The sequence below is a fragment of the Sorangium sp. So ce394 genome (assembly GCF_051474665.1).
GTDB lineage: Bacteria > Myxococcota_A > Polyangia > Polyangiales > Polyangiaceae > Sorangium > Sorangium cellulosum_D.
The window spans coordinates 2,600,954-2,626,222 of record NZ_CP150339.1; the positions used below are offsets into that span (position 1 = coordinate 2,600,954).

The following is a 25,269-nucleotide window of genomic DNA, read 5'->3' on the forward strand; positions in this document are numbered from 1 at the left end:
GGGAAGAGGAGGCGACCGCCGGCCCTCGCGATGGAAGGAAGGCAGTCGGCCCCCGCCCTCGAAGGGAGGGCGACGGCGCTCCCCCATCGAATCCCCGCGTCGAGCGCGGCGCGCGCTACGTCACGCGCCGCCGGCGCCCGCGTCGCGCGCTACGTCGCGCGCCGCCCGCTGCGAGCCGCTGTGTCGCCGCCGCGGCGGCGAGCGGCGCCGCGCCGGCGGCGCTCAGCAGGACGCGTCGGCGATCGCGTGGAGCGCGGCCACGAACCCCTCGAGGGAGGCGTCGCGCGCGTCGCTGTGCTTCACGAGCCGCTCGTTCACCGCGATGAGCTCCGCGACGTCCTCGCTCGCGCCCGGGACCCGCCGGAGCTCGTGGACCGCGCGGCTCACCCGCGACGGCGGGTCGAGGCACGCGAGCGCCGACAGCGCCGCCGTCGCGCCTTCCTGGTGGCCCGCCGCGAGCGCCTCGCGCGCCATCCCGAGCAGGACCAGCGCGAAGGCGACCTGGATCGCCTCCAGGAAGCCGCGCGAGACCTCCTTGCCGCCCTGGCCGGCCTCGCTCCACGCGAGCGTCACGAGCTCGCCTATCTCCGAGAAGGCGCGCCGCGACATCAGCGCAGAGAGCGTCTCCAGACCGTGCTTGTCCCAGGCGGCCCGCGTCGTCAGCTGGCGCGCGAGCCAGGGGAGCACGGCATACGCGTCGCCCCCCGCCCGGATCGACCCGAGCGCGATGTCGAGCAGCGCGGCCCGCGCCACGCCGTGCGCCTCCAGCCAGACGAGCAGGTTCGCCCGCTCCGACCCCCGCGGCGTCCGCCGCGCCTTCTCGAGGATCGCGTCCCGGAGCACGGCAGGAAAACGGCGGATATGGGCGCTCCAGTCCTCGTCCGACCCGCGCGCGCGCTCCATCGCGAGCGCGGCCAGCGGGCCGTCGTCGAGCGACAGCAACCCCGCCCGCCGCGCCGCGAGGATCTTCGCGACCGGCAGATCGCGCAGCGCGGGGCGCTCGGCGAGGCCGTCGAGCTCGTCGCCGTCGAGGAGCGGCTCACTGCGGACCTTCGGCGAGAGGACGAACTCCGAGGGCCACTGGACGGGCTCGCGCCGGCAGCGCGCGAGCACGCGCTCGTAGATCGCCGCCGGGACCTTGCCGCGCACGAGATCCGAGAGCTCGATCCACTCCTCCTCAGCGAGCGTGAGCCGCGGCACGCCCAGCACCTCGTGCTGGAAGTGCGCCGGATCCCGGATCGCGAGCCGGGCGAGCTGCTGAATCACTGGCCCGCTGAAGCCGCTCTCGCACCGCGCCCTCCAGCGCAGGAGATCGGATGTCCCGAGCTCCTCGATGTGCTCGGACAAGAAGGCATGATCGTCCGGCTCGAGCACCGGCTGGCGGAGCACATGAAAGAAGGCGACGGGACGGGCACGGCCCCGATGCGCGCGCACCAGGGCGTCGATTTCCGCCTTTCGCATGGCGCGACCTCGTCATCCCCGGCCTGTGCGGCACGGGGACGTCTCTGCGTCTATCGTCGCCTGGCGCTTGCGCGGCCCGTCATGACTCGACGGTCGGTGGAATGACGGATCCTGTTCCGGACCGGTGTGGCGAGGATAGCGCGAGCGCGACCTCTGTCAAGATGGCAGGCGCGGCAGGGCCCTTTTGCCGCGGCCGGAGAGAGCGGGTGACGCGCCCTGCGCCTCCCGGCGCGTTGGTCTGGTCAACTTGCCGCGCCTCACGCCGGCCCGGCGACGAACCGCAGCGGCAAGGCGACCGGGCCGCGCACGGTGAGGGTGCGGTTGTAGACGATCTCCCCGGGGCAGCGCTCGATCCGGGCGAAGCGCGCGACCAGCGCTTCCAGCGCCGCGCGGGCCTCCATGCGGGCCAGCGCCGCGCCGATGCAGAAGTGGATGCCGTGCCCGAACTGGAGCCCTCCGTGAGAGCCGCGGTGCAGGTCGAACCGATCCGGCTCGGGGTACTGCCGCTCGTCGCGGTTGGCCGATGCGACGAGCGCGAGCACGAGCGCCCCGGGCGGCAGCGTCGCCCCGGCGAGCGCCACCTCCCGGGTCGTCAGGCGGGGCACGGACTGGCTCGGACCGTCATACCGGAGCACCTCTTCGAGGAAGAGCGGCACGAGGTCGGGCGCGTCGCGCAGGCGCCGCAGCATCTCCGGATGATCGGCGAGGAAGAGGAGCGCGTTGCCGAGCAGGTGGGTTGTCGTCTCCAGCCCACCGAGCAGGAGCAAGACGAGGAAGTCGACGATCTCGGTGTCCGTCAGCGCCTGTCCGTCGGCCTCGGCGCGGATCAGGTCGCTCACGGTGTCGTCCGCCGGGGCGCGGCGGCGCGCCGCGACGACGTCGCTCAGGTACCCCGTCAGCTCGGCGATCGTCGTCCGGACGCGCTCGGCGTGCGCGGGGGGCTCCGGGCCGGGCGTGACCGAGAGGATGTCGTCGGCCCAGCGCTTGAAGTGCCGGCGGAGCCCGTGGTCGAGCCCGAGCACCTCGCCGATGACGAAGGCCGGGAGCGGCATCGCGAGCGCGTCGATGACGTCGAGCTCTCCCGCGAGGCCGCTCGCGAGCTCCTCGGCGACGGCGCGGACGCGCGGCGCGAGGCGGGCCACGGTGCGCGCCCCGAACGCCCGGTGGATGAGCCCGCGGAGGCGCGTGTGCGCCGGCGGATCCAGGGCGAGCATCGAGTTGGCGAGCGGGTTGTACCCCACCCAGGGCGGCTGCCACGCCGCCTTGAAGCCGTGCGACGAGAAGAGCTCCGGGTTCCTGAGGACGAAGAGCACGTCCTCGTACCGGCTCACGGCCCACATTCCGCCGGGCTCGACCTGGCAGACCGGCGCCGCGCGGCGCAGCTCGGCGTACCAGGGATACGGGTCGGCGCGAAACGCGGGTGAGAGCACGTCCATCCGATGATGCATCGCGGTTGCCTCCCGGGCCCCTCGGCCGGGCAGCGCGCTCGGGGACCGAGGGCGGCGCGGGCGAGCGGACCACGGGGGCACCCGAGAGCACCCCGGAGGCCAGGCCGCGATCGCCGGATTTTGCGACCGTCGCGCGGGACGGAGCGCCGCGCAGCCGGTCAAGATGACCGGGTAGTCGGTCATTTTGAGCGAGCCAAGCCCGGGAGGCGGCCGACCTCCCGGGCTTCGTTCTCTCTCCGCCCGCGTTCGCGCGGTCAGAGCTACTTGACGAACACGAGCAGCTTCTTGATGCCGTTGACGTCGAAGACCTTGACGCCGACGACATCGCTGACATCGACGTCGTTGTTGCTGAGGACGTCGCCGATCTTGATCCCGTTGAGGACGTCGACGTCCTTCAGCACGTTCTGCAGGTTGAGGATCTGGAGGTTCAGGACGAGGTTGTTCAGCGTGTGGTTGAGGATGTCGATGTCGGCGTCGTTGAGGACGTCGTCGAGGTACACGATCTTGATGTGCTCGGCGTTGATGACCTCATCGTTCAGATCCAGGACATCGGTGAGCTGGGCGGCGACGGACACGAGCCCGGCGGCCACATTGGTGTAGTTCGGCGCGTCGCTGGCGACCGGCGTATCCCACGACGCCAGCGCGGTGGTCGACAGGCTGAGGGCAACGAGAGCAGCGCCAACACCAGAGAGCACGCGAGACTTGATCGACTTCATGTTCGTTTATCCTCGTGGAAACAGGTTTGTTTGTTTCGTTTGTTTGGTTTAACGTTCAACGAACGCAGAACACCGCTTCGTCATGAGCCAGTCACGAGTTCCATGGATCGATCGCGCGCTCGGGTGGCCCCGTCCGTCGGGTGCTCATCCGCATGGATCGATCTCGACCTGTGGTCGCCCGCCGGCGCTCTCGCGCCGGTCTCGATGCAGCCATGTTGTACCGAGCGGGCTTCTATAACGAAGCCCTCCCGCGCGGCGCGCTGCTGCGAACAGCCCTGCGCGCTGCGAAATCAATGTTCGCTCATGCCGTCCCGGAGCTCATGCGCCCCACTTGCAGAGCCGTTCGGCCCTCGCGTTGGAGCATATTCACGGTTGATGCCAACGTCAGAGTCGGTGTCGGGACAGCAGAATCATGAAAGAGTTCAGTGGCTCTGTCGTCCCGGCGACAAAGGTGCCTCACTGGGGCTGTGACAATGAGACAAGACACGACAGGCTACGTGGGGCCGCGTGGGCTCTCTGTCGTAGTGCTCTTCTGCCGTTGTCTATCTCGAGCGCATATGATATCGATTTAGGTTTGCCCGCGCAAGGGATGGGGCGGTGCGTCGATGCTGTCCGGCCGCGGGGGTGGTCAGTTTTATACCGCCTCCTCCCCGTCCCGTCATCTGCTGGCGAGCTCATCCGGGCTGACGACGCCTGGGCCGCGCGTCGTGCGGCGCGACCAGCTTTCACCGAGAAATCAGGCGGTAGCCGCGCGATGGGCGGCCTGAGCGGTCGTCTCGAGATCCGCCGTGAGCGGTAGCCGGACCCTCCTCTGCGGTCGTGTCTCCGCGGGTGCCGCATGCTGCGGCCCGCAGGTGCATGCCAGTGCCCGCAGGTGCATGCCAGTGCCCGCAGGTGCATGCCGGGGCCCGCAGGTGCATGCCCTGGCCCGCAGGTGCATGCCCTGGCCCGCAGGTGCATGCCCTGGCCCGCAGGTGCATGCGGAGACCCGCAGGTGCACGCCGGAGCATGCAGACGCGACCGCGGAGCACCGGCGTCGCTGGCGCGGCTCGATCCTGGCGCACCGGCGGGCCGGGGAGCCGCGCGCTCGGTGAGGGCGGGTCACCCGCCCGTCCCGAGATGGGAAAGGACAGAGGGTATCGCGGCGCGCGGCGGCGTCGCGACAGGGAAGCTCCGTCGGTATCCTGCCATCGCGCCGAATCCGTAATGCTGCTCTCTAAACCATCCACTCGACGACGAGGGCTGGCTGGCAAAAGACAGATCGGAATCGGCGAATGGGCGGCAGATGCGGTAGCGGGCAGATCGCGGGGCCGCCCTCGACCCAGCTCGCGTGGAGGTCTCCTCTCGCGCTGGCCGCCTGACGTCGTGGCGCGCACCTCGAGAGGCGACGTCCGCGTCGATCGAGCCGCTCGGGCGCGCCGCCCGGAGGCGATGCGCGCCCGTGGAGCGACGCCCGAACGCGGTGTCCGCCGTCGCCTCGAAGCGCGGTCGAAAACGTGCTGTCCATTCGTCCACGCTCCTCCAGGGGCGTCCTGGATGTCGCGGGGAGCGCACATCGGCTTGCGTCATCCCGCAATCGATTGCGCTTCGATTGCCGCCGTGCCAACCCAAATGGCAGAGACGCGCCCAGCCGCTCGGCTGAAAAGGCAGCGAGATAGTCGATCTCGTCGGCGATGCAGCAGGAGGGGAAGAAAACAGGCAACGCTGGCGTGTAAATTGCGACTCCTCGCGACAGACGCCCACGTTGAATGCGCCCGGCGCCGCCGAGGCGACACCGTGGAACCATTCGTTCCTTATGAAAGCAAGGTTGGGAAGAGCCATGATCGATCAACGACGAGCGTTCAACCGCAGGCACTTCTTGCAAGGGATGACCCAGCTCGCCGCGGTCGCCGCCGCGGCGCCCGCGCTCGGCTCGGACCCGTGGAGAGGCGCCACCTGCACCACGCTCACCCCGGGGCAGCCCGAGGACGTGAGCATGAGCTCCGAACGGCTCGAGGACGTGTTCGCACGGATTCAACGCCGGGTGAGCGAGGGCCTGTTCCCCGGCGCCACCGCGCTGGTCGCGCGGAACGGGGTCGTCGTGGGGCACCGGGCCTTCGGGAGCAAGGTCGCCGGCGCGGACGAGCCGGTGACGCTCGACACGATCTTCGACCTGCAATCGATGACCAAGGTGCTCTCGACGGCCGCCTCGGCGCTCGCGCTCGTGCAGGAGGGGGTGATCGAGCTGAGCGATCCGGTGGCCAGCTACCTGCCGGAGTTCGCCGCCAACGGAAAGGGGGGCATCTCCGTCTACGACATGCTCCGTTACTCGGCCGGCCTGCCGATGGACAACCAGTGCCTGGACGAGCCGGACGACGAGACCGCGTGGCGCATCATGGCCGAGACGCCGCTCGAGTACGCGACGGGCACGTCCGTGCTCTACAGCGATCTCACGTACCGCCTCCTCGGGCGCATGATCGAGGCCGCCGCGGGGGACGATCTGGACGCCGTCGCGCGCGCCCGGATCTGGGAGCCTCTCGGCATGAACGACACGATGTATTGCCCACCCCCGGAGCTGCTCGAGCGCATCGCGGCCACGGGGTACTCGCCCCTCCGGGGCTACGTCGTCCGCGGCGAGGTGCAGGACGAGCAGGACTTCGCGCTGGGCGGCGTCACCGGGTGTGACGGCGTCTTCTCCACGGCGATGGACATCGCGGTGTTCTGCCAGATGATCATGAACGGGGGCGCCTACGGCGGCGCCGAGGTCCTGCGGCCCGACCTCGTGCGAAAGATGAAGAAGAACAACACGCCCCAGGTGACGGCGGCGGCGACCGACACCTCGCCCATCAACAACCTGCTCTTCACCCCGAAGGGCCTCGGCTGGGAGCTCTGGACGAGGCGCTTCTCGAACGGCGGCATGCGCCTGTCGCCGCGCGCGTACGGCAAGGCGGGCGGCGCCGGGACGTTCGTGTGGGTCGATCCGGATCTCAAGATCATCGGCGTCCTCTTGACCAACCACGGCCTGCCGCAGCCGTTCGACGACATCGGCTGGAGCCGGATGCTCGACGCCATCGGCTGCGCCGAGTTCTTCGACGGCATCATCAACGCGGTGCACGGCTGAGCGCCCCGCGGGCGCGCCGGGCGAGCGTCAGTCCGGGTCGAGCGCGTAGACGGCCGTGGTCGTCTTGCGCCCGGTGAGGTTGCGCTCGCCCAGCGCGCGCAGGGGGAAGGCGTCGCCGGCGAGGGACCGGGTGGCCTCCGAGACCAGCACCTGGTTCGGCGCCGCGATCGCCTCGAGCCGCGAGGCGACGTTCACCACGTCGCCGATCACCGTGTACTCCATCCGCTTGTCGGAGCCGACGTTGCCCACGATCGCCTCTCCGGAGTTCACGCCGATGCCGAGGCGGACCTCGACGTCGTATCGCTCGCGCCACTCCTCGTTCGCCGTCTCGAGGAAGCGCATCATGTCCTCCGCGGCCGCGAGCGCGCGCCGCGCGTGATCCGCCTGCGCGAGCGGGGCGCCCCAGACGGCCATGACGCAGTCGCCGATGAACTTGTCGACCGTGCCCCCGTGCCGGAACACGATCTCGGTGAGCATCGAGAAGAGCTCGTTGAGGAGGGCGACCATGCGCTCGGCGTCGCGCGACTCGGCGAGCGGCGTGAAGCCGACAACGTCGGCGAAGAGCACCGACACCGCCGCCCGCTTGCCGCCGAGCGCGAGCGGGTGCTCGCCCCGCACGATCGCGTCGACGACGGCCTTGTCCATGAACCGGCCGAGATCGCCGCGGAGCTTCGCCTCCCGCGCGATCTCGGCCTCGCCCTGCTCGAGATCCGCGGCCATGCGGCCGAGCGAGGCGGCGAGCTCGCCGATCTCGTCGCGCCGCCCGCGGAGCCCGTCGCCGAGCGCGATCTCGCGCCAGCGCCGGGCGCCGATGAGCCGCGCTTGCGCGACGAGGTGGAGGACCGGGCGCGTCACGTGGCGGGCGGTGAAGACCGCGAGGACGAGCGCGAGGGCGAGCGCGCCCGCGGCGACCCCGAGGCCGCGGCGCCGCATCTCGTCGAGCGCGGCGAAGGCCACCGGCTCCGGGCGCCAGATCGCGACCGCCCAGCCGAGGTCGGGGAGCGTCTCGATGGCGCCGATCATCCGCTGGCCGCCCTCGTCGTGCGGGCCGAGCACGCTGATCTTGTCGGTCCACACCGCGCCCGGCGGGAGCTTGCCCCAGAGCGGCAAGGCCGAGACGTCGGCGCCCGGCGCCGCGCCCGGCACGCCGAACGCCGCGATCGCCCGGCGATCGTGGCCCGCGATGAGCAAGCGCACCTCGCGGCCGCCGAAGCGGCGCGCGGCGATCGCCGCGAGATCGCGCCCGAGCGCGTCGAGCGCCACCTCCGCGACCACGTAGCCGGCAGGGCCGGCCGGGGAAGGCGGCGCCGCGCCGGCGGGCGCATCGGCCGCGCCGGCGGGCGCGTCGGCCGCGCCGGCGGGCGCATCGGCCGCGCCGGCGGCGCCCGCCCCGCCGGAGGACCGCACGCGGGCCACGAGGAGGCCCCGCGCCGGACCGACCACGCCGAAGCCGACCCCGCGCTCGTCCGCGAGCCGGCGCAGCGCGGCTGGCGCCGCGGGGACGTCCGCGCCGGACGAGGCCTTGCGGATCACGGTGCCGATCCCCGCGTCGGGCACCTCGAGCCGCACCGCGTCGACAAGCGCGCGCGTCGCGACGAGGGCGCGCACCGACGCGACCGCATCCTCGTCCCGGATCGCGCCGCCCGCGGCATGACCGAAGATGGCCGCCGCCGCGACGACGTCGCTCTCGACGTCCCGGACGAGCTGGATCGAGACCGAGGCCACCTCGGAGAGGATCGCCGCCTGCAAGGCCTCCTCGGACGTCCGCACGGCGCGCCGGTTCACGTCGGCGAGGAGCGTGACGGCGACGGCCACGGGGACGAGCGCGATCCCCGCGAACAGCGCGATCGCCTTCGCCTTGAGCGAGAGCGCCCTCACGCGGCGCCCCCGGCGCGCGCCGGATCACTCAAGGGGGCCGTCCTTCCAGCCGGCCGCGCCCTCGTCCGTGCGCTTGCGGATCTGGAACTCCACCCGGCGGTTCCTGGCCCGGCCGTCGGGGGTGCGGTTGTCGGCGAGGGGCCGGCGCGCGCCGAAGCCGCGCGCCTCGAGGCGGCGGGCGTCGATGCCGTGCGCGGTCAGCCACGCGACCACGGCGAGCGCGCGGCGCTGCGAGAGCCGCAGGTTCCCCTGGTCGGTGCCCTGGTTGTCCGTGTGGCCGTCGACCGCGACCCGCGCGATCTCGGGGTGCTCCTCGAGGACCGCCGCGACCTCGGCGAGCAGCTCGAAGCTCTCCGGCTCGATCTCGGCCCTGCCGGTCGGGAACTGGACCTGCTGCAGGATGACGATCTGCGAGCCCTCGATGCGCACCGCGAACGGACAGCCGTGCGTCGCGCGGTCCTCGCTCGGCTTGCCGCGCTCGTAGGGGCAGGCGTCCGCCGCGTTGGGGATGCCGTCGCCGTCCGTGTCCGCAGGGCAGCCGTGCCTCGACGTCGGCCGGGCCCCCGCGCCCCCGGGCGCGCCGTCGGCCGCGGCGCTGCTCACCCCCGGCTCGTCCGGGCAGCGATCGTCGACGTCGTAGATCCCGTCGTCGTCCCGATCCGCCGGGCAGCCGCGCCGGAACGCCTGCCGAGCCCCCGCCGCGGCCGGCGGGCGCGCCTCGCCGATGACCCGGGGGCACGCGTCCTCCGCGTCGGGGACCGAGTCCCCGTCGAGATCGGCGGCCGGAGCCGGCGCGCGCGCGGCGCCGCGGCCGCCGTCCGCGGCCGCAGGCGCGCCCGCGGGGGCCCGAGGCGCGGCCGAGGACGGCGCCGGCAGGGCGTCCGCGGCGACGCCGATCGCCGCGAAGAAGCGCGCCTTGGGCGTGCCGGGCAGCCGCCCGAAGCCGGGGCCGGCGCCCGCGTCCAGCGTGAGCGGGCCGAGCGACCAGCGCGCGGTGAGCAGGAGCTCCGCCCCCGCGCGGCCCGGCACCCGGAGCGCCGACGCCTCGCCGGCGGCCGCCCACACGGAGAGCTCCGACCCGAGCTGCAGCGGGCCCTTGCGGACGCCGGCGCCCGCGGCGAAGAACACCTCGCTCCCGGTCAGGCTGTCCGCCGAGGCCGGCTGGAACCGGCCCCCCGCCGCGGCCGACCAGCGGAAGCCCGGGTGCTCCGCCCCCACGATCACCCGCGGCGCGTAGCGCGCGGCGCCCGCGCCGGCGAAGGCCGCGTCGCCGGTCGGCAGCCAGACCGAGAGCCCGAGCGCCGCCGCCGGCCAGAGCCCCTCCTGCGGCAGGAGCGCCACCCGGCCGCCCACCTGGAGATCGGCGAGCGCGGCGCCGCCGCCGGGCGCCGTGACGCGGACGTCCCCCAGCGCGCCGGACGCGCCGCCCTGATCCAGCACGAACGGGGCGTCGAGGTCGAGCTTGACCCGCCCGAAGAGCTCCACGCTCGCGAGCGCATGGAGGATCGCCTGCCGGTCCACCCACGCGACCGCGCCGGCGGGCGCCGTCCCGCGCAGGCTGAGCGGTTGATGAGAATAGGAAAACAGCAGTCCGACCGCCGGCCGGAGCTCGCCCGATACGCCGGCAGAAGGGACAGTGGTTAGCCCGTCGCCCGCGGGCGCGGGAGCGAGCCTGTCGAGCGCGGTGGCCTCCTGCGCCGCGGCCGGCATGGAAGCCGAGGCGGCCGCGACGAGCAGCGGGGAGGCCAGGAGGGGCGCGATGGCGCGCGCCGACCAAAACGCCATCGGTCTGCTCGTATCCCATTGCCTGGTCTCTTGCAACGCCGATCTCGATCCGGTAGCGTGCGCCGGGCGTGGCATCGTCAAGTGGCCAGTCCGTCGCTATCGCGGTGCTCCTCGGTTGTGCCAGCCACGTTGGTTACGTCGGCGCGTCGAGCGCCAAAGAGCCGACGCCGGGATATCCAGAGGCGGTCATCCAATGGGGCGTGCAGCGCGGAGAGACGTGCGACCACATCGCAGAGGTCCTCTACGGCTCGTCCAGGCATGTTGGGTTGATCCAGCGATATAACCGCGTCGCGTGCGGCCCGGGCACGGCGCTCGCGGAGGGCCTCACGCTGGTGCTCCCCGCCGAGGTGACGTCCATCCCCGACGCGAAGATCCGGGCGATGCACCCGGACGTGCGCGCGCGGGCCGCGGGCGGCGGCTGGGCGCCCGCGGCGCCGGGGATGCCCCTCGTCGCGAACTCGAGCGTCAACACGCTCGATGAGGGGCGGGCAGACATCGAGTTTGTGGATCGGACTCGGGTGCTGCTCGCGCCCAATACGCTCGTCGTCATCTACGGTACGGCGAGCCGAACGCGGGTATCGAAGACGCCGCCCGCGGCCGTGGAGCTCGCGGACGGCGAGGTGAAAGCCGCGCTCGCCGCGCTGCGCGGCCAGTCGGTCGAGGTCGCCACGGGCGGGGGCGGCCGGGTGAGCGCGTCGTCGCGGGACACCGTGGTGCAGCGGCGCGGGGAGCGGACGACGGTCGCGGTGTTCGACGGCAAGACGGGGGTCAGCTCGGGCGGCGTCTCCGTCGTGGTCCCGAAGGACCATGGCACCCGCTTCTCGGACAGGGCGCCGCCCGCGCGCCCGCGGCCGCTGCCGCCGCCGCCCGAGTGGACGACCGCGGACGTCGCGCCGATCGCGCTCGCCCCGGCGGGGCTCGGCGTCCTGTCGGCGTCGTGGAAGCCGGCGCCCGGGGCGGCCGGCTACCGCGTCGAGGTCGCGCGCGACCCGGAGCTCAACGACCTCGTCGTCCGCGAGGAGGTGAAGCCGGACGTCGTGTCCTTCCGCGCGGAGAAGATGCCGGCCGGCGCCTATTTCCTCCGGGTCCGGGTCATCGATCGGGAAGAGTACCTGGGCGTCGGCGCGGTGCGCCGGTTCCACCTCGTCGCCGCGCGCGTCTCCGGGGGCGTCGCCCCGGCGGCGCGGGAGATCACCGCGAACCCGTACGGGATCGTCGAGCTCACGCCGTCGCCCGCGCTCGAGCTCTCGCTCGACGACGGGCCGTTCGGCCCCGTCCCCGAGCGCATCGACCTCCTCCAGCGCGCCCCGCGCGAGCTGCGGCTGCGCGAGCGGGGCAGCGCCGAGGCGGAGCGTCGGCCCGACGCGGTGACGTCGCTCCCGGTCCGGTACACGGCGGTGGGCGCGTCGATCCAGGCGGCGCGCGTGGCGACCGCGGGCGGGCCGGCGCTCGAGGCCCGGGTGGCGCTCGACGGGGTCGCGGGGGTCGACGTCGCGCGGCGGGTGGCGCCGCGGATCGTCGCCCACCTGCCGGGCGGGGCGCGCTCCGCCGCGCTGACCGGCGACGAGCGGGGCGGCGCGCTGACCGCGCGGATCCCGCTGCCCCCGGAGGCGACGCGCCCCGGCGCGCCGCTGCGCGTCCGGCTCGACGTCGCGGACGGCCGCGGCGGCGTGCTGGGCACGAGCGACGTCGAGCTGCCGGCCGAGCCGGGGCCGGCGCGCGCCGCGGTCCCGGCGCCGCCGGCCGCGCCCGTGCTGGGCGCGTACCTCCCGCTCCTGCCGGTGACCGCGGCGGCGGACGCGCTCTGGCTCGGGCCCACGCCGCCCGCCGTGGTGGCCGTGGGCGCGGCCGCGGTGCGCGCCGGGGGCGGCTGGGTCGCGGCGGGGCAGGTGCGCGCGAGCGGCGCCATCGGGCCGCTGGGGCTCGACGCCGCGCTGCGCTCGAACCCCGCCGGCGACGGCGAGGGGGTGGGCAGCGCCGGCTGGCTCGGCGCGCGCTTCCGGGCCGTGCGCCTCGACCGCTCGGCGCTCGAGCTCGGCCCCACGCTCCGCCTGGGCGTGCCCCTGGCCGACGGGGGCCCGCCGGTCCGCATCGAGCCCGGGGTCGCGCTCGGCGGCGCGGCGGGCCGGCTCACGTGGGTGGTCGACGCGGGCCTCCGCATCCGCGCGGGGGGCGGCGGGGAGGGCGCTGCGGGCGGCGAGGGCGGCGCGGCGGGCGGCGAGGGCGGCGGCGCGCCGGCCGCGCCGCCGTCGCAGGGCTTCCTGCTGGCGGGCGCGGCGGCCGACGCTGCGCCGTGGCTCCGGCTGCACGGCGCGCTGGATCTGCACCTCGTCCACCGGGACGACGGGGCGAACGACGTGCTCGGCGGGCTGTCGGCGGGCGCGGAGGCGGGCGGCGCGCTGTTCGGGGCGCTGTCGGTGCGGGTGAGCCCGTGGCGCGAGGCGGGCGAGGGCCCGGTCACGGCGCAGATCGCGGTGGGCTTCCGCGAGGCGCCGCCGTGAGCGGCGGCGACGGCGCGCGCCGGCCGCCGGACGGGGACACGCGCCGGCCACCGGACGGGGACGCGCGCCGGCCGCCGGACGGGGACACGCGCCGGCCGCCGGACGGGGACGCGCGCCGGCCGCCGGACGGGGACCCCGGCCGCACGGTGCTGAAGGGCGCGCGCGCCCCGGGCACCCAGCTCGTGCCCGACCCGCACCAGCGCACCGGCCGCATGGCCGACGCGGAGACGCTCCCCTCGGACGTGCCGGAGGCCGGCCCGCCGCAGCGGGCCGGCGTCGGGCGGGTCCTCGGCGGCAAGTACAACCTCGTGCGGCTGCTCGGCGCCGGCGGGATGGGGGAGGTCTACGAGGCGGAGCACGTCCTGCTCGGCGTTCCGGTCGCGGTCAAGACGATGCACCCGCACATCGCGCTGCTCCCGGAGAGCCGGCGGCGGTTCTTCCGCGAGGCGCGCGCCGCCTCGCGCCTCGTGCACCGGAACGTGGTCAAGGTGCTCGACCTCGGGGGCGACGAGGACGGCGAGGACGGGCAGATCTACCTCGTGATGGAGCTGCTCAAGGGGCAGTCGCTCGCCGCGCGGCTCCGGGCGTCGCGCGAGGTCATGGACCTCGCGGAGGTGGCGGAGATCTTCGGGGACATCCTCGACGGCGTGGGCGCCGCGCACGCGTGCGGCATCGTGCACCGCGATCTCAAGCCGGAGAACGTGCTCTTGGCCGAGCAGGACGGGCAGCGCGTCGCCAAGGTCGTCGACTTCGGCCTGGCGCACCTCGACGACCCGCTCGACGCCGGCCCGACGCTCACCTCGAACGACATGGTCGCCGGCACGCCGGAGTACATGAGCCCCGAGCAGTGCCGCTCGCTCGCCGTGGGCCCGAGCACCGATCTCTACGCGTGCGGCTGTATTCTCACCGTGCTCTTGCAGGGGTCGCCGCCGTTCACCGGTCTGCCGGCGATCGAGCTCATGGCGATGCACATGTTCTCGATCCCGCCGCCGCTGGCTCGACCGCCCGGGGCGCCGCCGGTCCCGCCGCTCCTGGAGCGGCTCCGGCTGGACCTGCTGGCGAAGCTGCCGGAGCGGCGGCCGGAGAGCGCCGCCGCGGCGCGGGCGCGGCTCGACGAGGCGATGTCGCGGGAGGCGGAGGCGCGCCGGCTGCCCGAGCGCAAGGCGGGCGTGCCGCTCGGGGAGCGGGGCGAGCGCGCGCCGCCCTGGCCGCTCGGCGAGACGGCGGCGCTCGCGCCCGTGCCGGAGCGCGCCGTCGGGCTGATCCGGCTCGCGCCGGCGGGCCAGGGGCTCAGCGAGGCGTGCGAGATCGGGCTCGACGCGCAGCGGATCCACCTCACCGAGGTGGCCGACGCCGCCGCGCTCGTCGAGTCGGGGCTCGGGGTGGCCGTGATCGACGCGGGCGCGGACGTGGAGGCGGCGTGCGCGCTGCTGGAGGCGCTCGGCCGCGCGGCGCCCGGCGTGCGGGCCGTCGTGTGCGCGGCGGGGCTCTCCTCGGACCGGATGAACGCGCTCGTCGCTGCGGGCGCCGCGGACGTGGTCCGCTACCCGGTCGCGCCGGACGTGCTGTCGCGCAAGATCGCGCGGGTGGTGCGCCGCGGGCGCTAGCGCGCCGCTCATGCCGAAATTCGGCAAAGCATCGATTCATGGAGAAGAGGACCGCGAGGGCGCAAGGGGCGCGGGGAGGAGAAGAATAAAATTCCATCTCTGTCCCCTTGCGCCTCTTGCAGTCTCTCCTCGTGCAGCATGGTCCCGCCAATGCCTATGCCGAGTGACCGGGGCCCACGCTGAGCGCGGAAGCAGGGGAGAGCTGGATGCGTGCCGGGCTCAGCAAGCGAGCGCGCTGGCTGGGTGAATTTGTGAATGCTCACAGCAGCGCGTGCCTCGATCGCCGAGCGGCGGGCTGGTCGATCGACGTTGACATCCCGCATGTGAACGCTCACACTGCCGAGCGGTCATCATGCTTTTGCTTTGCTCCGGAAGGGCCGTCATGCGCATCCAGGAGACGGTCGTGAAGTAGCGATCGGTCATGTCGCTCGCGGCTGGGATCCCGGTCCTGGCCAGTGGCGATCCTGGTTGCACCAACGATCCCAGCCGTGGTGGGACCTCGGTGCAGCCGGCAGCGGCGGGAACCCCGGGATCGACCCGGCGTATCCCGTCCAGCAGCAGGCCTCTCCGGGGGGCTGCACCATCAACATCTGGTCGTGTCGTACGGCGACGCCAGCCGTCCATCTCACTACAGCTTTTCGAGCGCGCTCGCATGCCGAGCGCGGCCGGCGCGGCCGGCGCGGCCCGCTGGTCGCAGGCGATCTTCGACCAGATTCGCACGAGATTCGCGCGCCTGGCGCTCGCGCCCGTCGAGCACTCGGCCCCATGTCGGCGTCGAGTTGCCATCATGACTCCGCATCTGAGCTTATCGCACCTTTATGAGGATCAGGCCCGCTCGCGATGCACAATCGGCTTGACGGGCCTGCCAGCCCGGAACAATAGATACCCTCATCGTGTTGCCTGGCGCACGCGAGATGAACTTATCCACTCTGCGCGGCAATGGCCAGCGCGGCGGCCCGCTCGGGAGCCTTGAGCACGCGGCGATCGATCCCGACCCACGCAAGGGCAGCGCTGAGCAGTGAGAAGATTCCAGTTTCACTTACTTAACAGGACGAGGAGAACGGGATGAGATTCGGAACCAAGCAGAGCTTGCTTGCGGCGGCGGCGGGCGTCCTCGCCGTGTCGTGCGTCGTCGGCCCCGAGGGGGCGTACGACGCCGAGATCGAGGAGAACGGCTCGCTCGAGGGCGCCATCACGGTCGATACGAACGCGGTCTACACGATCGTCGGCGTCCAGAGTGGAAAATGCGTGCAGGTGGCTGGAGGCAGCACCGCTGATGCAGCGGCCATGCAGATCGCCAGCTGTAACGGCTCGACGCGGCAACAGTTCCGCATGGAATCGGCGGGCGGCGGCTACTATCGCATCCGCAACGTCAACAGCAACCGGTGCATGGACGTCACGGGCGCCTCCACCGGCGACGGCGCCGCCGTCCAGCAATACTCCTGCTGGACGGGTCAAAACCAGCAGTGGTCGTTCACGGACGTCGCCAGCGGCGTCGTGCGCATCACCGCGCGCCACAGCGGCAAGTCCCTGGACGTCTACGGCCGCGGCACCGCGGACGGCACCGCCGTGATTCAATGGGCGTCGAACGGCGGCACCAATCAGCAATTCCGGCTCACGCCCGTGGGCTCGGGGACCGGCAGCACCAGCAGCACCAGCAGCACCAGCGGCAGCGGCGGCAGCGGCGGCGCCGGCGGCAGCGGCGGCAGCGGCGGCACCGGCGGCACCGGCGGCACCGGCGCAGGGGGCGGCACCGGCGGCGGGGGTGGCACCGGCGGCACGTGCACCGCGTCGCGACCGGCTGGTCGAAACGTGTCGGGGAGCGGCCCTCATCAGGTGATCGTCGAGACGAATGCAGACCCGGGCATCAACCAGGGCACCATCTTCCGTCCGGCGGATCTCAGCGGAGCCACCAAGTATCCGATCTTCGTCTGGGGGCAGGGCGGATGCTCGCGAGACGGCCTCGCGAATCAAGCGGCCATGGCCGAAATCGCCTCGCATGGCTACTTCGTGGTGGCGGACGGGACACCGGGAAACACGCAGCCCAACCGCGACCTCGGGAGCGGAGGCGAGGTGCTGCGCGGCTACGTCGACTGGGTGATCGCCCAGAATGAGAAGCCTTGCAGCGCCTACTACCAGAAAATCGAGACCACGAAGGTCGCCGCGAACGGCTTCTCCTGCGGCGGCTTGATGGCGGCGGGGACCGCTGCAGATCCCAGGATGACGACCTGGGGACACACGAGCAGCGGCTCCTTCTCGGCGAATCAGTCGTTCTACAACTCGATCCACACACCCGTGTTGATCGTCACCGGCACGGCGGATAGCCTGGGTGCGAACCAGAACGGCGCGAGAGACTTCCAGAACATCGCCGCCCTGGGTGATATCCCGGTCATGATGTTCGCCAAGGTCGGCGCGGATCACGGGGGCGATCTGTGGGCCCGGAACGGCGGCGAGTTCACTCAGGTCAACCTGGCGTGGCTCAACTGGTGGCTCAAGGGCGACGAATCGGCCACCGGCAAGGGCATGCTCGTCGGCCCGAACTGCCGCTTCTGCACCGACAGGACCTGGCAGATCTCTTCTGCCAACCTGCCCTAGTGTGGCTCGCTCTCGAACCGCCTTGCTCCTCGGAGCAAGGCGGTTCGACCGACCCTGGCGCGCGCAGAGCGAACCGATCCACCCTGCGCGCGTCTCTACGTTCATCCGCAGCGGCAGTGGCCGACGCGGCGGCCCGCTCGGGAGCCTTGAGCACGCGGCGAGCGACCCCGACCCACGCGAGGGCAGCGTCGAGCAGTGAGAAGATGGCAGTTTCACATCCTTGACAGGACGAGGAGGACAAGATGAGGTTCGGAACCAAGCAGGGCTTGATTGCGGCGGCGACGGGCGTCCTCGCCGTGTCGTGCGTCGTCGGCCCCGACGGGGCGTACGACGCCGAGATCGAGGAGAACGGCTCGCTCGAGGGCGCCATCACGGTCGATACGAACGCGGTCTACACGATCGTCGGCGTCCAGAGCGGGAAATGCGTGCAGGTGGCTGGGGGCAGCACCGCTGATGGAGCGGCCATCCAGATCGCCAGCTGCAACGGCTCGACGCGGCAACAGTTCCGCATGGAGTCGGCGGGCGGCGGCTACTATCGCATCCGCAACGTCAACAGCAACCGGTGCATGGACGTCACGGGCGCCTCCACCGGCGACGGCGCCGCCGTCCAGCAATACTCCTGCTGGACGGGGCAAAACCAGCAGTGGTCGTTCACGGACGTCGCCAGCGGCGTCGTGCGCATCACCGCGCGCCACAGCGGCAAGTCCCTGGACGTCTACGGCCGCGGCACCGCGGACGGCACCGCCGTGATCCAATGGGCGTCGAACGGCGGCACCAATCAGCAATTCCGGCTCACGCCCGTGGGCTCGGGGACCGGCAGCACCAGCAGCACCAGCAGCACCAGCAGCACCAGCGGCACCGGCGGCTCCGGCGGCAGCGGCGGCAGCGGCGGCTCCGGCGGCGGCGGCGGCGGCTCCGGTGGCGGCGGCAGCACCGGCGGCACGCGCAGCGCCGGCTGCGGCATTCCCACCTCCCTCGCCAGCGGTAACCGCACCATCAACGTCAACGGCACCACGCGCCAGTACGTGCTCGACATTCCGGCGAACTACGACCCGAACAAGGCGTACCGGCTGGTGTTCGGCTGGCACTGGCGCGGCGGCTCGGCCAATGACGTCGTGAACAACGGGTACTATGGGCTCAAGGCGCTGGCGAACGGCAGCGCCATCTTCGTCTCTCCGAACGGCATCGACAACGGCTGGGCCAACACGAACGGGCGCGACATCGCCTTTGCCCGCGCCATGGTCGACCACCTCGAAGCCAACCTGTGCGTCGACAAGAGCCGCGTCTTCTCGACCGGGTGGAGCTTCGGGGGGATGATGTCGAACGCGCTCGGCTGTGACATGCCCGACGTCTTCCGAGCCATCGCGCCGATGTCCGGCGCCCTCTACAGCGGCTGCAACCAGTCCAACACCCAGCCCGTCGCCGTCTGGATGTCGCACGGCGTGTCCGACAGCGTCGTCCCCATCTCGGCCGGAAGGGCGGCGCTCGACGTCTTCGTGCGCAAGAACGGCTGCAGCACCGAGACGACCCCCGTGGGCCCCAGCTCGTGCGTGGCCTATCAAGGGTGCCGGGAGGGCTACCCGGTGCACCGCTGCGAGTTTGCCGGTGACCACCAGCAGCCGAGCTTCGCGAGCTCGGCCATCTGGAACTTCTTCTCGCAATTCTGACCTCGCGCCCCGAACGCTCGCAGAGCGGCGGTCACCCGCACAGGAGACGGGCCCAGATCGGCGTTTTCGGCGCGCAGGCGCACTCCACTGCGCTGAGCACCGAGAACGCCGAGATGGGCCCGTATCCGAAGCGGGTGCCCGCCGCTCTAGGCGCTGCGCGCGTACTGGCCGGGCGTGGTGCCGACGATGCGCCGGAAGTGCCGGTTGAGCTGGCTCTGGTCGTACAGGCCGACCTTCGGGGCGATGTCGCGCGGCTTCACGCCGGCGGCGAGCATCTCCTTCGCGCGCATGATCCGCAGCCGCGTCAGGTACGCGTACGGAGACATGCCGACCTGCGCGCGAAACGCGCGGCTCAGGTGGTACTTGTCGAGGCCGGCGTGCGCGGCGAGGTCGTCGAGCGTCACCGGCTCGGCGAGCCGCTCTCGCAGGAGCTCGATCGCGCGGCGCACCGGTCGCGTGTGCTCGCGCTGCGCGTCACCGAGCGCCGCGAGCGCGGCGATCGCCTCGGCGACCGCGGCCTCGATCTCGAGACGATGGGCGCCGGCGCGCACCGCGTGATGCAGGCGGTGGAACGCCGCGCCCCGCTCGTCATCGGCGGCGAGCTGTGTATGGACGCAGACCTTGCCGATCGCGCCCTCGACCATCTGCGCCGAGAGCGTGACGCACTGGCCCGTGCCCGGGCCGTCGCGCGAGACGTCGCGGTGCACGTCGCCGGGCTGCAGGATCTGCAGCGAGCCCGGGCCGCAGCTCCACACCTTCCCGCGGCTCCACCACTCCGAGCGCCCGACCTCGATGCGACCGATCGCGTACGTTTCCTTCATGCCGGCGTAGAGCTCGTCGGTCGACCAGCGCGTGGCGCGCACGCCGGGCACGGGGACAGGAAGGACGTCGGCACGGGTCGTCACGCCCCCATTCTACGACCGCCGCGCCCCCTCGGCTTGGGCATTCTTGGCCGCCGGCTTGGGCGCTCTTGGCCGCCGGCTTGGGCGTTCTTGGCGCCCTCTCGACCGGCCAAGAATCGCCAAGGCAGCGCCCGCGGCGGTCGCTATCCAGGGGACATGAACGACAAACCCGTCGCCCTCGTCACGGGGGCCAACAAAGGTATCGGCCACGCGATCGCGAAGGAGCTCGCGGCGCGCGGCTACACGGTGCTCGTCGGCGCGCGCGACCTCGCGCGCGGCGAGGCCGCGGCGAAGCAGATCGCGGGCGACGCGCGCGCGATCGCGATCGACGTCACGAACGCCGACTCGATCGCGGCCGCCGCAGCGCGGATCCGCCGCGAGCTCGGCCGGCTCGACGTCCTCGTCAACAACGCTGGCATCGCCAAGGGCAGCGCGCAGAGCGGGGTCACGGTCGAGGAGATCTCCCGGAGCGGGAGGCCGAGCGTGGCCTCGCTCGCCGACGTGCGCGAGGTGTTCGAGACCAACGTGTTCGGCGTGATCGCCGTGACCCAGGCGATGCTGCCGCTCCTCCGAGAGGCGCCTGCCGGGCGGATCGTCAACGTGTCGAGCAGCCTCGGCTCGATGACCGTGATGAGCGATCCCGCCACGCCGTACCGCGGCGTCGGCGGCGTCGCGTACAGCCCGTCGAAGAGCGCGCTCAACGCGGTGACGATCGCGTTCGCGCACGAGCTCGCCGGCACCCCGATCAAGGTCAACGCGGTGTGCCCCGGCTACGTCGCGACCGATCTCAACAACCACAGCGGGACGCGCACCGTCGCCGAAGGCGCGCGCCAGCCGGTGCGGCTCGCGCTGCTCGGCCCCGATGGACCGACTGGCACCTTCTCGGACGACGCAGGGCCGCTCCCCTGGTGAGGAGACGAGCGCGCGCCAGCGACGCTCCGGTCCACGTCACGCCAGACTGGGCCGGAGCGTCGCTCCGGGACGAGCCGTCACGTCCGTCGGACTACGCACCTGGATCTACCGCGGCCCAGAGGACGTCGCTCCGCGCGCGTCAGTCCTCCTGTAGCGACGCCAACCGTCCCCGGAGGTAATCCTTCACCGCCTCGTCGGTGGTGAGGCCGATGGCGATGAGGGACCTTCGCGAGCGGGCAGCTCCGCAAGACCTCGCCCGCCGGTGTGCAGCCCGAGCCCAGCGGCCTGCTCACCGGCGTCTTCGGCCCTCCCGCGCCGCACAGGTTGCTCCGGTCGGCCCCGCGGCGCCTCCTGGCCCCGCGCTTGTATCCGCCTCTCGCACAGTCCAGCGTCGGGTCGGTTCGACCCGAGAGAGACGGGGGGAGTTCATGGATCGATCGGCGAGCGCGCCCCTCTCGGGCCGCCTCTCGCTGCGCCCGCTCGCCGAGCGGCCGCGGTGCAGCATCGTCATTCCCTGTTACAACGAGGAGCGCTACATCGAGGACGTCCTCCGCTGCGCCCTGAAGCAGCGTTATCCTCCCGAGCTCCTCGAGATCTTCGTGGTCGACGGCGGCTCGAGCGACAGGACACGGGAGATCGTCGGCCGGGTCGCGGCGGAGGAGCCGCGGGTGACGCTCCTCCACAACCCCGCCCGGATCCAGGCCGCGGCGATGAACATCGGCATTGGCCGAGCGCGAGGCGACGTGATCGTCCGGATGGACGCGCACGCCGAGTACGCCGAAGACTACGTGGCCGCGTCGGTCGCCGCGCTCCGGAGGACCGGCGCCCTCAACGCGGGCGGCGCCGCGCGGGCGCGCCACCGGAACCGCTTTCAGCGGGCGCTCTGCGCGGCGCTCTCGAGCCCGCTCGGCGTCGGCGGCTCGGCCTACCGCGACCCCTCGCGCGAGGGCTTCGTCGAGTCGGTCTTCAACGGCGCCTTCCGGCGCGAGGCGTTCGAGATCGCCGGCCTGTACGACCCGGACGCGATCACCAACGAGGACGCCGAGCTCAACCAGCGCATCATCGAGGCCGGCGGCGCCGTCTACCTGTCCCGGGAGATCGTCGCGTACTACTACCCGCGATCGTCCCTGCCGCCGCTCGCGCGGCAGTACTTCGCTTATGGCAAGGGGCGCGCCCGCACCCTGCTCCGCCGCCGGAGGCTCCTGTCGCTCCGGCCGATGCTGCCGTTCTTCCTGGTGACCGCCGCCGCGCTGCTCGCCCTCGCTTCCGCCCTCCTGCCGTCCGTCCGACCCGCGCTCGCGCTCGCGTCGCTCGCGTACGCCGCGCTCGTGATCGCGGAGTCGCTCCGGCTCTCGCGGCGCGCCTCGCCCGGCGATTTCCCCTTGCTCTGCGCCATCTTCCCCGCAATGCACGCGGCGCACGGGCTCGGGTTCTGGGCCGGCCTGCTCCGCGGCGCCCGCGAACGCGCTGGACGGCGCGCGGAGGGCCGCCTGCCGACGTCGTGACGCGCGAGGGCGCGCGGGGGCGCGCGGGGGCAGGCGCGCGCCGAGCGCGGCTGTCCCGGACTCCGCGGCTCGGGCCGCCGGGGGGCGCGTTGATCGGCCGGGCTCGCTTTGGTATGGTCGCGCGGTGAGCGCGCGCGGGACGTCGTTGACCTCGTTCTCCTCGGTCGCAGCCGAGCTCATCGAGCTGTCCCGCTGGTGCTACGAGCGCGGCTGGACGCCGGCCACGAGCGGCAACTTCTCCGCCCGGCTCGGCGAAGGCACCATCGCGATCACCGCGTCCGGGCGGCCGAAGGGCGCGCTCGGCCCGTCGGACATCGTGGTCGTCAACGCCGAGGGCCGCCTGGTCGGGCCGTCCGCCAGCCGCCCGTCGGCCGAGACGGCGCTGCACTGCCAGCTCTACCGGCGCTCCGCCGCCATCGGCGCCGTCGCGCACACCCACTCGCGGGCCGCGACGGTGCTCTCGCGCCGGTGCGCGCAGGAGGGATACGTGACCCTCGCGGGCTACGAGGTGGCGAAGGCGCTCTCCGGCGTGACGACGCACGACCGCGCGGTGCTCCTCCCCGTCTTCGTCAACACGCAGGACATCCGGAAGCTCGCCGAGGACGTCGAGGCGTTCATGTCGGCGCACCCGCCGGTGCACGGCTACCTCATCGCCGGCCACGGGCTCTACACCTGGGGCGCGGACATCGCGGATACGATCCGCCACATCGAGGCGCTCGAGTTCATGCTCGACTGCGCGCTGCTGGAAGGGAGCATCTCATGAGCCTGCTGCGGGTGTACCGGGAGAGCGATCCGACGAAGGCCGAGGAATACACGACGCTCGAGGACATCGCCCGCGTCGCCGCCGCGTCGCAGATCCGCTTCGAGCGCTGGTCGGCCGAGCGCCCGCTGCCGCCGTCGGCGTCGCCGGAGCAGGTCCTCGAGGCGTACGCCGGCCCGGTGAAGCAGCTCTCCGAGGCGTGCGGGTTCGTCACGGCGGACGTGATCTCGGTCTCCCCGAGCACGCCGAACCACGCGGAGCTCCGGCGGAAGTTCCTCGACGAGCACATCCACACCGAGGACGAGGCGCGCTTCTTCGTCGAGGGGCGCGGGCTGTTCTGCATCCATCAGGGGGAGCGCGTGCTCTCGTTCCTGGTCGAGAAGGGCGACCTCATCAGCGTTCCGGCCGGGACGCGGCACTGGTTCGACATGGGGCCTGCGCCGTCGTTCACCTGCATCCGGTGGTTCTCCGATCCGAGGGGGTGGGTCGCCGAGCACACCGGGTCGGACATCGCGTCGCGCTTCCCGAGGCTCGCGGCGTGATCACGGCGTCGATCCAACCCGCGCGGGCGGTGCTGGTCGACATCGAGGGGACCACGACGGACGTGCGCTTCGTCCACGAGACGCTGTTCTCGGTGGCGCGCCGGGACCTGGCCGCGTACGTGTCGGCGCACGCCGGGAGCCCGGAGGTCGAGGCGGCCCGGAGCGCGGTCGCGCGCGAGCGAGGCGCGCCCGCTGAGGCGGTGAGCGACGGCGAGCTCGCGGCGGCGCTGCGCGCGTGGATCGACGAGGATCGCAAGGAGACGTCGCTGAAGGCGCTGCAGGGGAAGATCTGGCGCAGCGCGTACGAGTCGGGCGGGCTCCGGAGCCACGTGTACGCGGACGTGGCGCCGGCGCTGCGGCGATGGCGGGAGCTCGGGGCGACGCTCGCGGTGTTCAGCTCCGGGTCGGTCGAGGCACAGAAGCTCCTGTTCCAGCACACGACATCCGGGGACCTGACAGGGCTCTTCACGGCGTTCTTCGATACGACGACCGGGCCGAAGCGGGAGTCGGGCGCTTACCAGCGGATCGCGGAGGCGCTCGGGGTGCAGCCGGGAGAGGTGCTGTTCCTGTCCGACGTGACGGCGGAGCTCGACGCGGCGGCGGCGGCGGGGATGCGCACGGTGCAGCTGCTGCGGCCGGGGACGGCGCGGGAGCCGGGGAGCCGGCACGCGGCGGCGGAGCGGTTCGACGAGATCGCGGTGGAGCCGGGGCAACGGTGACGGAGGCCCCGCCGGCTGCGGCGGAGCCAGCGGGGGAGGGCGTGCGGCGCGGGCGGGGGGCGGCGGGGCGGTCCCACAAACTCGCGCCTTTTGGTGGCTATGGCCAGGGGAACGGGTGAGGCGATCGGGGGGCGAATCGCTTCGCCGCGGGCCGGCGCTCGGGTTTGTGGGGGCCTGCCCCGCCGCCCCCCGCCCGCGCCGCACGCCCTCCCCCGCTGGCTCGTTCCGTTGGGGGGATGGGGGCGGTCGAGGGGGCGAGGGGGCGAGGGGGCGAGGGGGCGAGGGGGCGAGGGGGCGAGGGGGCGAGGGGGCGAGGAGGCGAGATGAGCGACGACCTCGCTGTGACAAGGATTGCCGCTTCCGGTGGCTCTCTCCCGCCGCACTGCTTGGCTGAAAAGACATCTCCGCCGGGAGACGCTCCGGCGATCGGCGCGCGTCCAGCCAGGAACGCAGGCCCGCGGATGCCGAGGCGTGGTCGCGGCGCTGGTGGGTGCGCTCGCGGCGGAGCTGGGAAGGAGGCGGGCTCGGCGCGGGCACGGGAGTTGTTAGGCGCCCTCTGGGCCCCACGTCGATGCGTCCAGACCCCGCGCAGAAGCGCCTGCGTGCGCAGTCGATTTCGCGTCGTCAGCGAATCGCGCTGACCGGGGCGTGCGCGCTCCTTACGCAGATCGGCGCGGGCGGGTCCGCGCGCGGCGAGGACGAGCCGGGGGCGAGCGCCGTGGCTGGCGAGGAGGCTTCTCCGCACTCGATCGCGATCGCGAAGGACGAGCGCTGGGGAGCGTCGCTGTCGCTGGGCGTCGACGCGCTCGCCGCGGGGACGCGAGGCGATGGCGCGCGGGGCGGGCTGCGGCCGTATATCGACGGCGAGGGGTGGATCGGGTGGACGGCCGCGGAGCCGGACGCGAGGACGCCAGGCCTGGGCCTCTTTTCGCCTTCGATGCTCGACGCGCGCCGCGGCTTGATCGTCCGCGCGGGCGCGGCTGGCCTCGCCGCGGCGCGATCGACGGGCGGCGCTCGGGCGTTCGAGTGGCGCGCGGCGGAGAGCGCGACGCTTCAGCTTACGCCGGTCGTCCTGGAGCAGCGGTTTTCGTACCAGAGGCCTGTGGAGTTTACCGATCGCTTCTGGCGATCGCAGCGCGGCGTGATGTCGGTGGGCGGCCGGTTCGCGCTC

16 protein-coding genes are annotated in these 25,269 nt (G+C 72.9%); 10 read left to right on the forward strand and 6 right to left on the reverse strand.

The features are described 5' to 3' along the window. Nucleotides 1-222: 222 nt before the first annotated feature. The 3 genes from WMF33_RS09710 to WMF33_RS09720 form a co-directional block, all read right to left on the reverse strand. A complete protein-coding gene (locus tag WMF33_RS09710; RefSeq protein ID WP_437336885.1) occupies nt 223-1,461 on the reverse strand; it encodes a hypothetical protein in 1,239 nt (412 codons plus the stop codon). 257 nt (nt 1,462-1,718) lie between these two features. Continuing rightward, nucleotides 1,719-2,909, reverse strand: a complete 1,191-nt coding sequence (locus WMF33_RS09715) for a cytochrome P450 (protein WP_437336886.1) — start codon at nt 2,907-2,909, stop codon at nt 1,719-1,721. Between the two features lie 260 nt (nt 2,910-3,169). Then, nucleotides 3,170-3,625: a hypothetical protein gene (locus tag WMF33_RS09720; protein WP_437336887.1), complete on the reverse strand. Its 456-nt coding sequence runs from the start codon at nt 3,623-3,625 to the stop codon at nt 3,170-3,172. A gap of 1,819 nt (nt 3,626-5,444) precedes the next feature. On the opposite strand from WMF33_RS09720, the gene WMF33_RS09725 reads away from it, so the two are divergent. After that, nucleotides 5,445-6,725 carry a serine hydrolase domain-containing protein gene (locus WMF33_RS09725; RefSeq protein ID WP_437336888.1) on the forward strand — a complete coding sequence of 427 codons (1,281 nt, stop codon included), beginning with the start codon at nt 5,445-5,447 and terminating at the stop codon, nt 6,723-6,725. 27 nt (nt 6,726-6,752) lie between these two features. Here the strand turns inward: WMF33_RS09725 and WMF33_RS09730 are convergent, their stop codons facing one another. Both WMF33_RS09730 and WMF33_RS09735 read right to left on the reverse strand, forming a co-directional pair. Next, the gene (locus WMF33_RS09730; protein WP_437336889.1) at nt 6,753-8,603 is read right to left on the reverse strand and encodes an adenylate/guanylate cyclase domain-containing protein; all 1,851 of its coding nucleotides are present in this window, start codon (nt 8,601-8,603) and stop codon (nt 6,753-6,755) included. 24 nt (nt 8,604-8,627) lie between these two features. Next, entirely contained in the window at nt 8,628-10,388 is a 1,761-nt protein-coding gene (locus WMF33_RS09735) for an OmpA family protein (RefSeq protein ID WP_437336890.1), read from the reverse strand. Between the two features lie 68 nt (nt 10,389-10,456). Here WMF33_RS09735 and WMF33_RS09740 point away from each other — a divergent pair, with 68 nt between their 5' ends. The 4 genes from WMF33_RS09740 (at nt 10,457) to WMF33_RS09755 (ending at nt 18,758) form a co-directional block, all read left to right on the forward strand. Next, a complete protein-coding gene (locus WMF33_RS09740) occupies nt 10,457-12,889 on the forward strand; it encodes a FecR domain-containing protein (protein ID WP_437336891.1) in 2,433 nt (810 codons plus the stop codon). Continuing rightward, a complete protein-coding gene (locus WMF33_RS09745; RefSeq protein WP_437336892.1) occupies nt 12,886-14,496 on the forward strand; it encodes a protein kinase domain-containing protein in 1,611 nt (536 codons plus the stop codon). The genes WMF33_RS09740 and WMF33_RS09745 overlap by 4 nt, the downstream gene beginning before the upstream one ends. A gap of 1,065 nt (nt 14,497-15,561) precedes the next feature. After that, a complete protein-coding gene (locus WMF33_RS09750; RefSeq protein WP_437336893.1) occupies nt 15,562-17,091 on the forward strand; it encodes an RICIN domain-containing protein in 1,530 nt (509 codons plus the stop codon). A 242-nt stretch (nt 17,092-17,333) separates the two neighbouring features. Then, nucleotides 17,334-18,758, forward strand: coding sequence for an RICIN domain-containing protein (locus WMF33_RS09755; protein ID WP_437336894.1), 1,425 nt, complete (start codon nt 17,334-17,336; stop codon nt 18,756-18,758). 146 nt (nt 18,759-18,904) lie between these two features. Here the strand turns inward: WMF33_RS09755 and WMF33_RS09760 are convergent, their stop codons facing one another. After that, complete coding sequence (locus WMF33_RS09760) at nt 18,905-19,663, reverse strand: helix-turn-helix domain-containing protein (RefSeq protein WP_437336895.1); 759 nt, start codon at nt 19,661-19,663, stop codon at nt 18,905-18,907. A 153-nt stretch (nt 19,664-19,816) separates the two neighbouring features. Between WMF33_RS09760 and WMF33_RS09765 the strand changes: the two genes are divergently transcribed. The 5 genes from WMF33_RS09765 (at nt 19,817) to mtnC (ending at nt 24,098) form a co-directional block, all read left to right on the forward strand. Continuing rightward, on the forward strand, nt 19,817-20,572 hold the full coding sequence (locus WMF33_RS09765) for an SDR family oxidoreductase (RefSeq protein WP_437336896.1): 756 nt from the start codon (nt 19,817-19,819) through the stop codon (nt 20,570-20,572). Between the two features lie 428 nt (nt 20,573-21,000). Continuing rightward, nucleotides 21,001-22,077, forward strand: a complete 1,077-nt coding sequence (locus WMF33_RS09770) for a glycosyltransferase family 2 protein (RefSeq protein WP_437336897.1) — start codon at nt 21,001-21,003, stop codon at nt 22,075-22,077. A gap of 124 nt (nt 22,078-22,201) precedes the next feature. Beyond that, on the forward strand, nt 22,202-22,840 hold the full coding sequence (locus WMF33_RS09775) for a methylthioribulose 1-phosphate dehydratase (protein WP_437336898.1): 639 nt from the start codon (nt 22,202-22,204) through the stop codon (nt 22,838-22,840). Further along, entirely contained in the window at nt 22,837-23,379 is a 543-nt protein-coding gene (locus WMF33_RS09780) for a 1,2-dihydroxy-3-keto-5-methylthiopentene dioxygenase (protein WP_020733945.1), read from the forward strand. The genes WMF33_RS09775 and WMF33_RS09780 overlap by 4 nt, the downstream gene beginning before the upstream one ends. Then, nucleotides 23,376-24,098, forward strand: coding sequence for an acireductone synthase (gene mtnC / locus WMF33_RS09785; protein WP_437336899.1), 723 nt, complete (start codon nt 23,376-23,378; stop codon nt 24,096-24,098). Before WMF33_RS09780 ends, mtnC begins: the two co-directional genes overlap by 4 nt. Nucleotides 24,099-25,269: the final 1,171 nt, after the last annotated feature.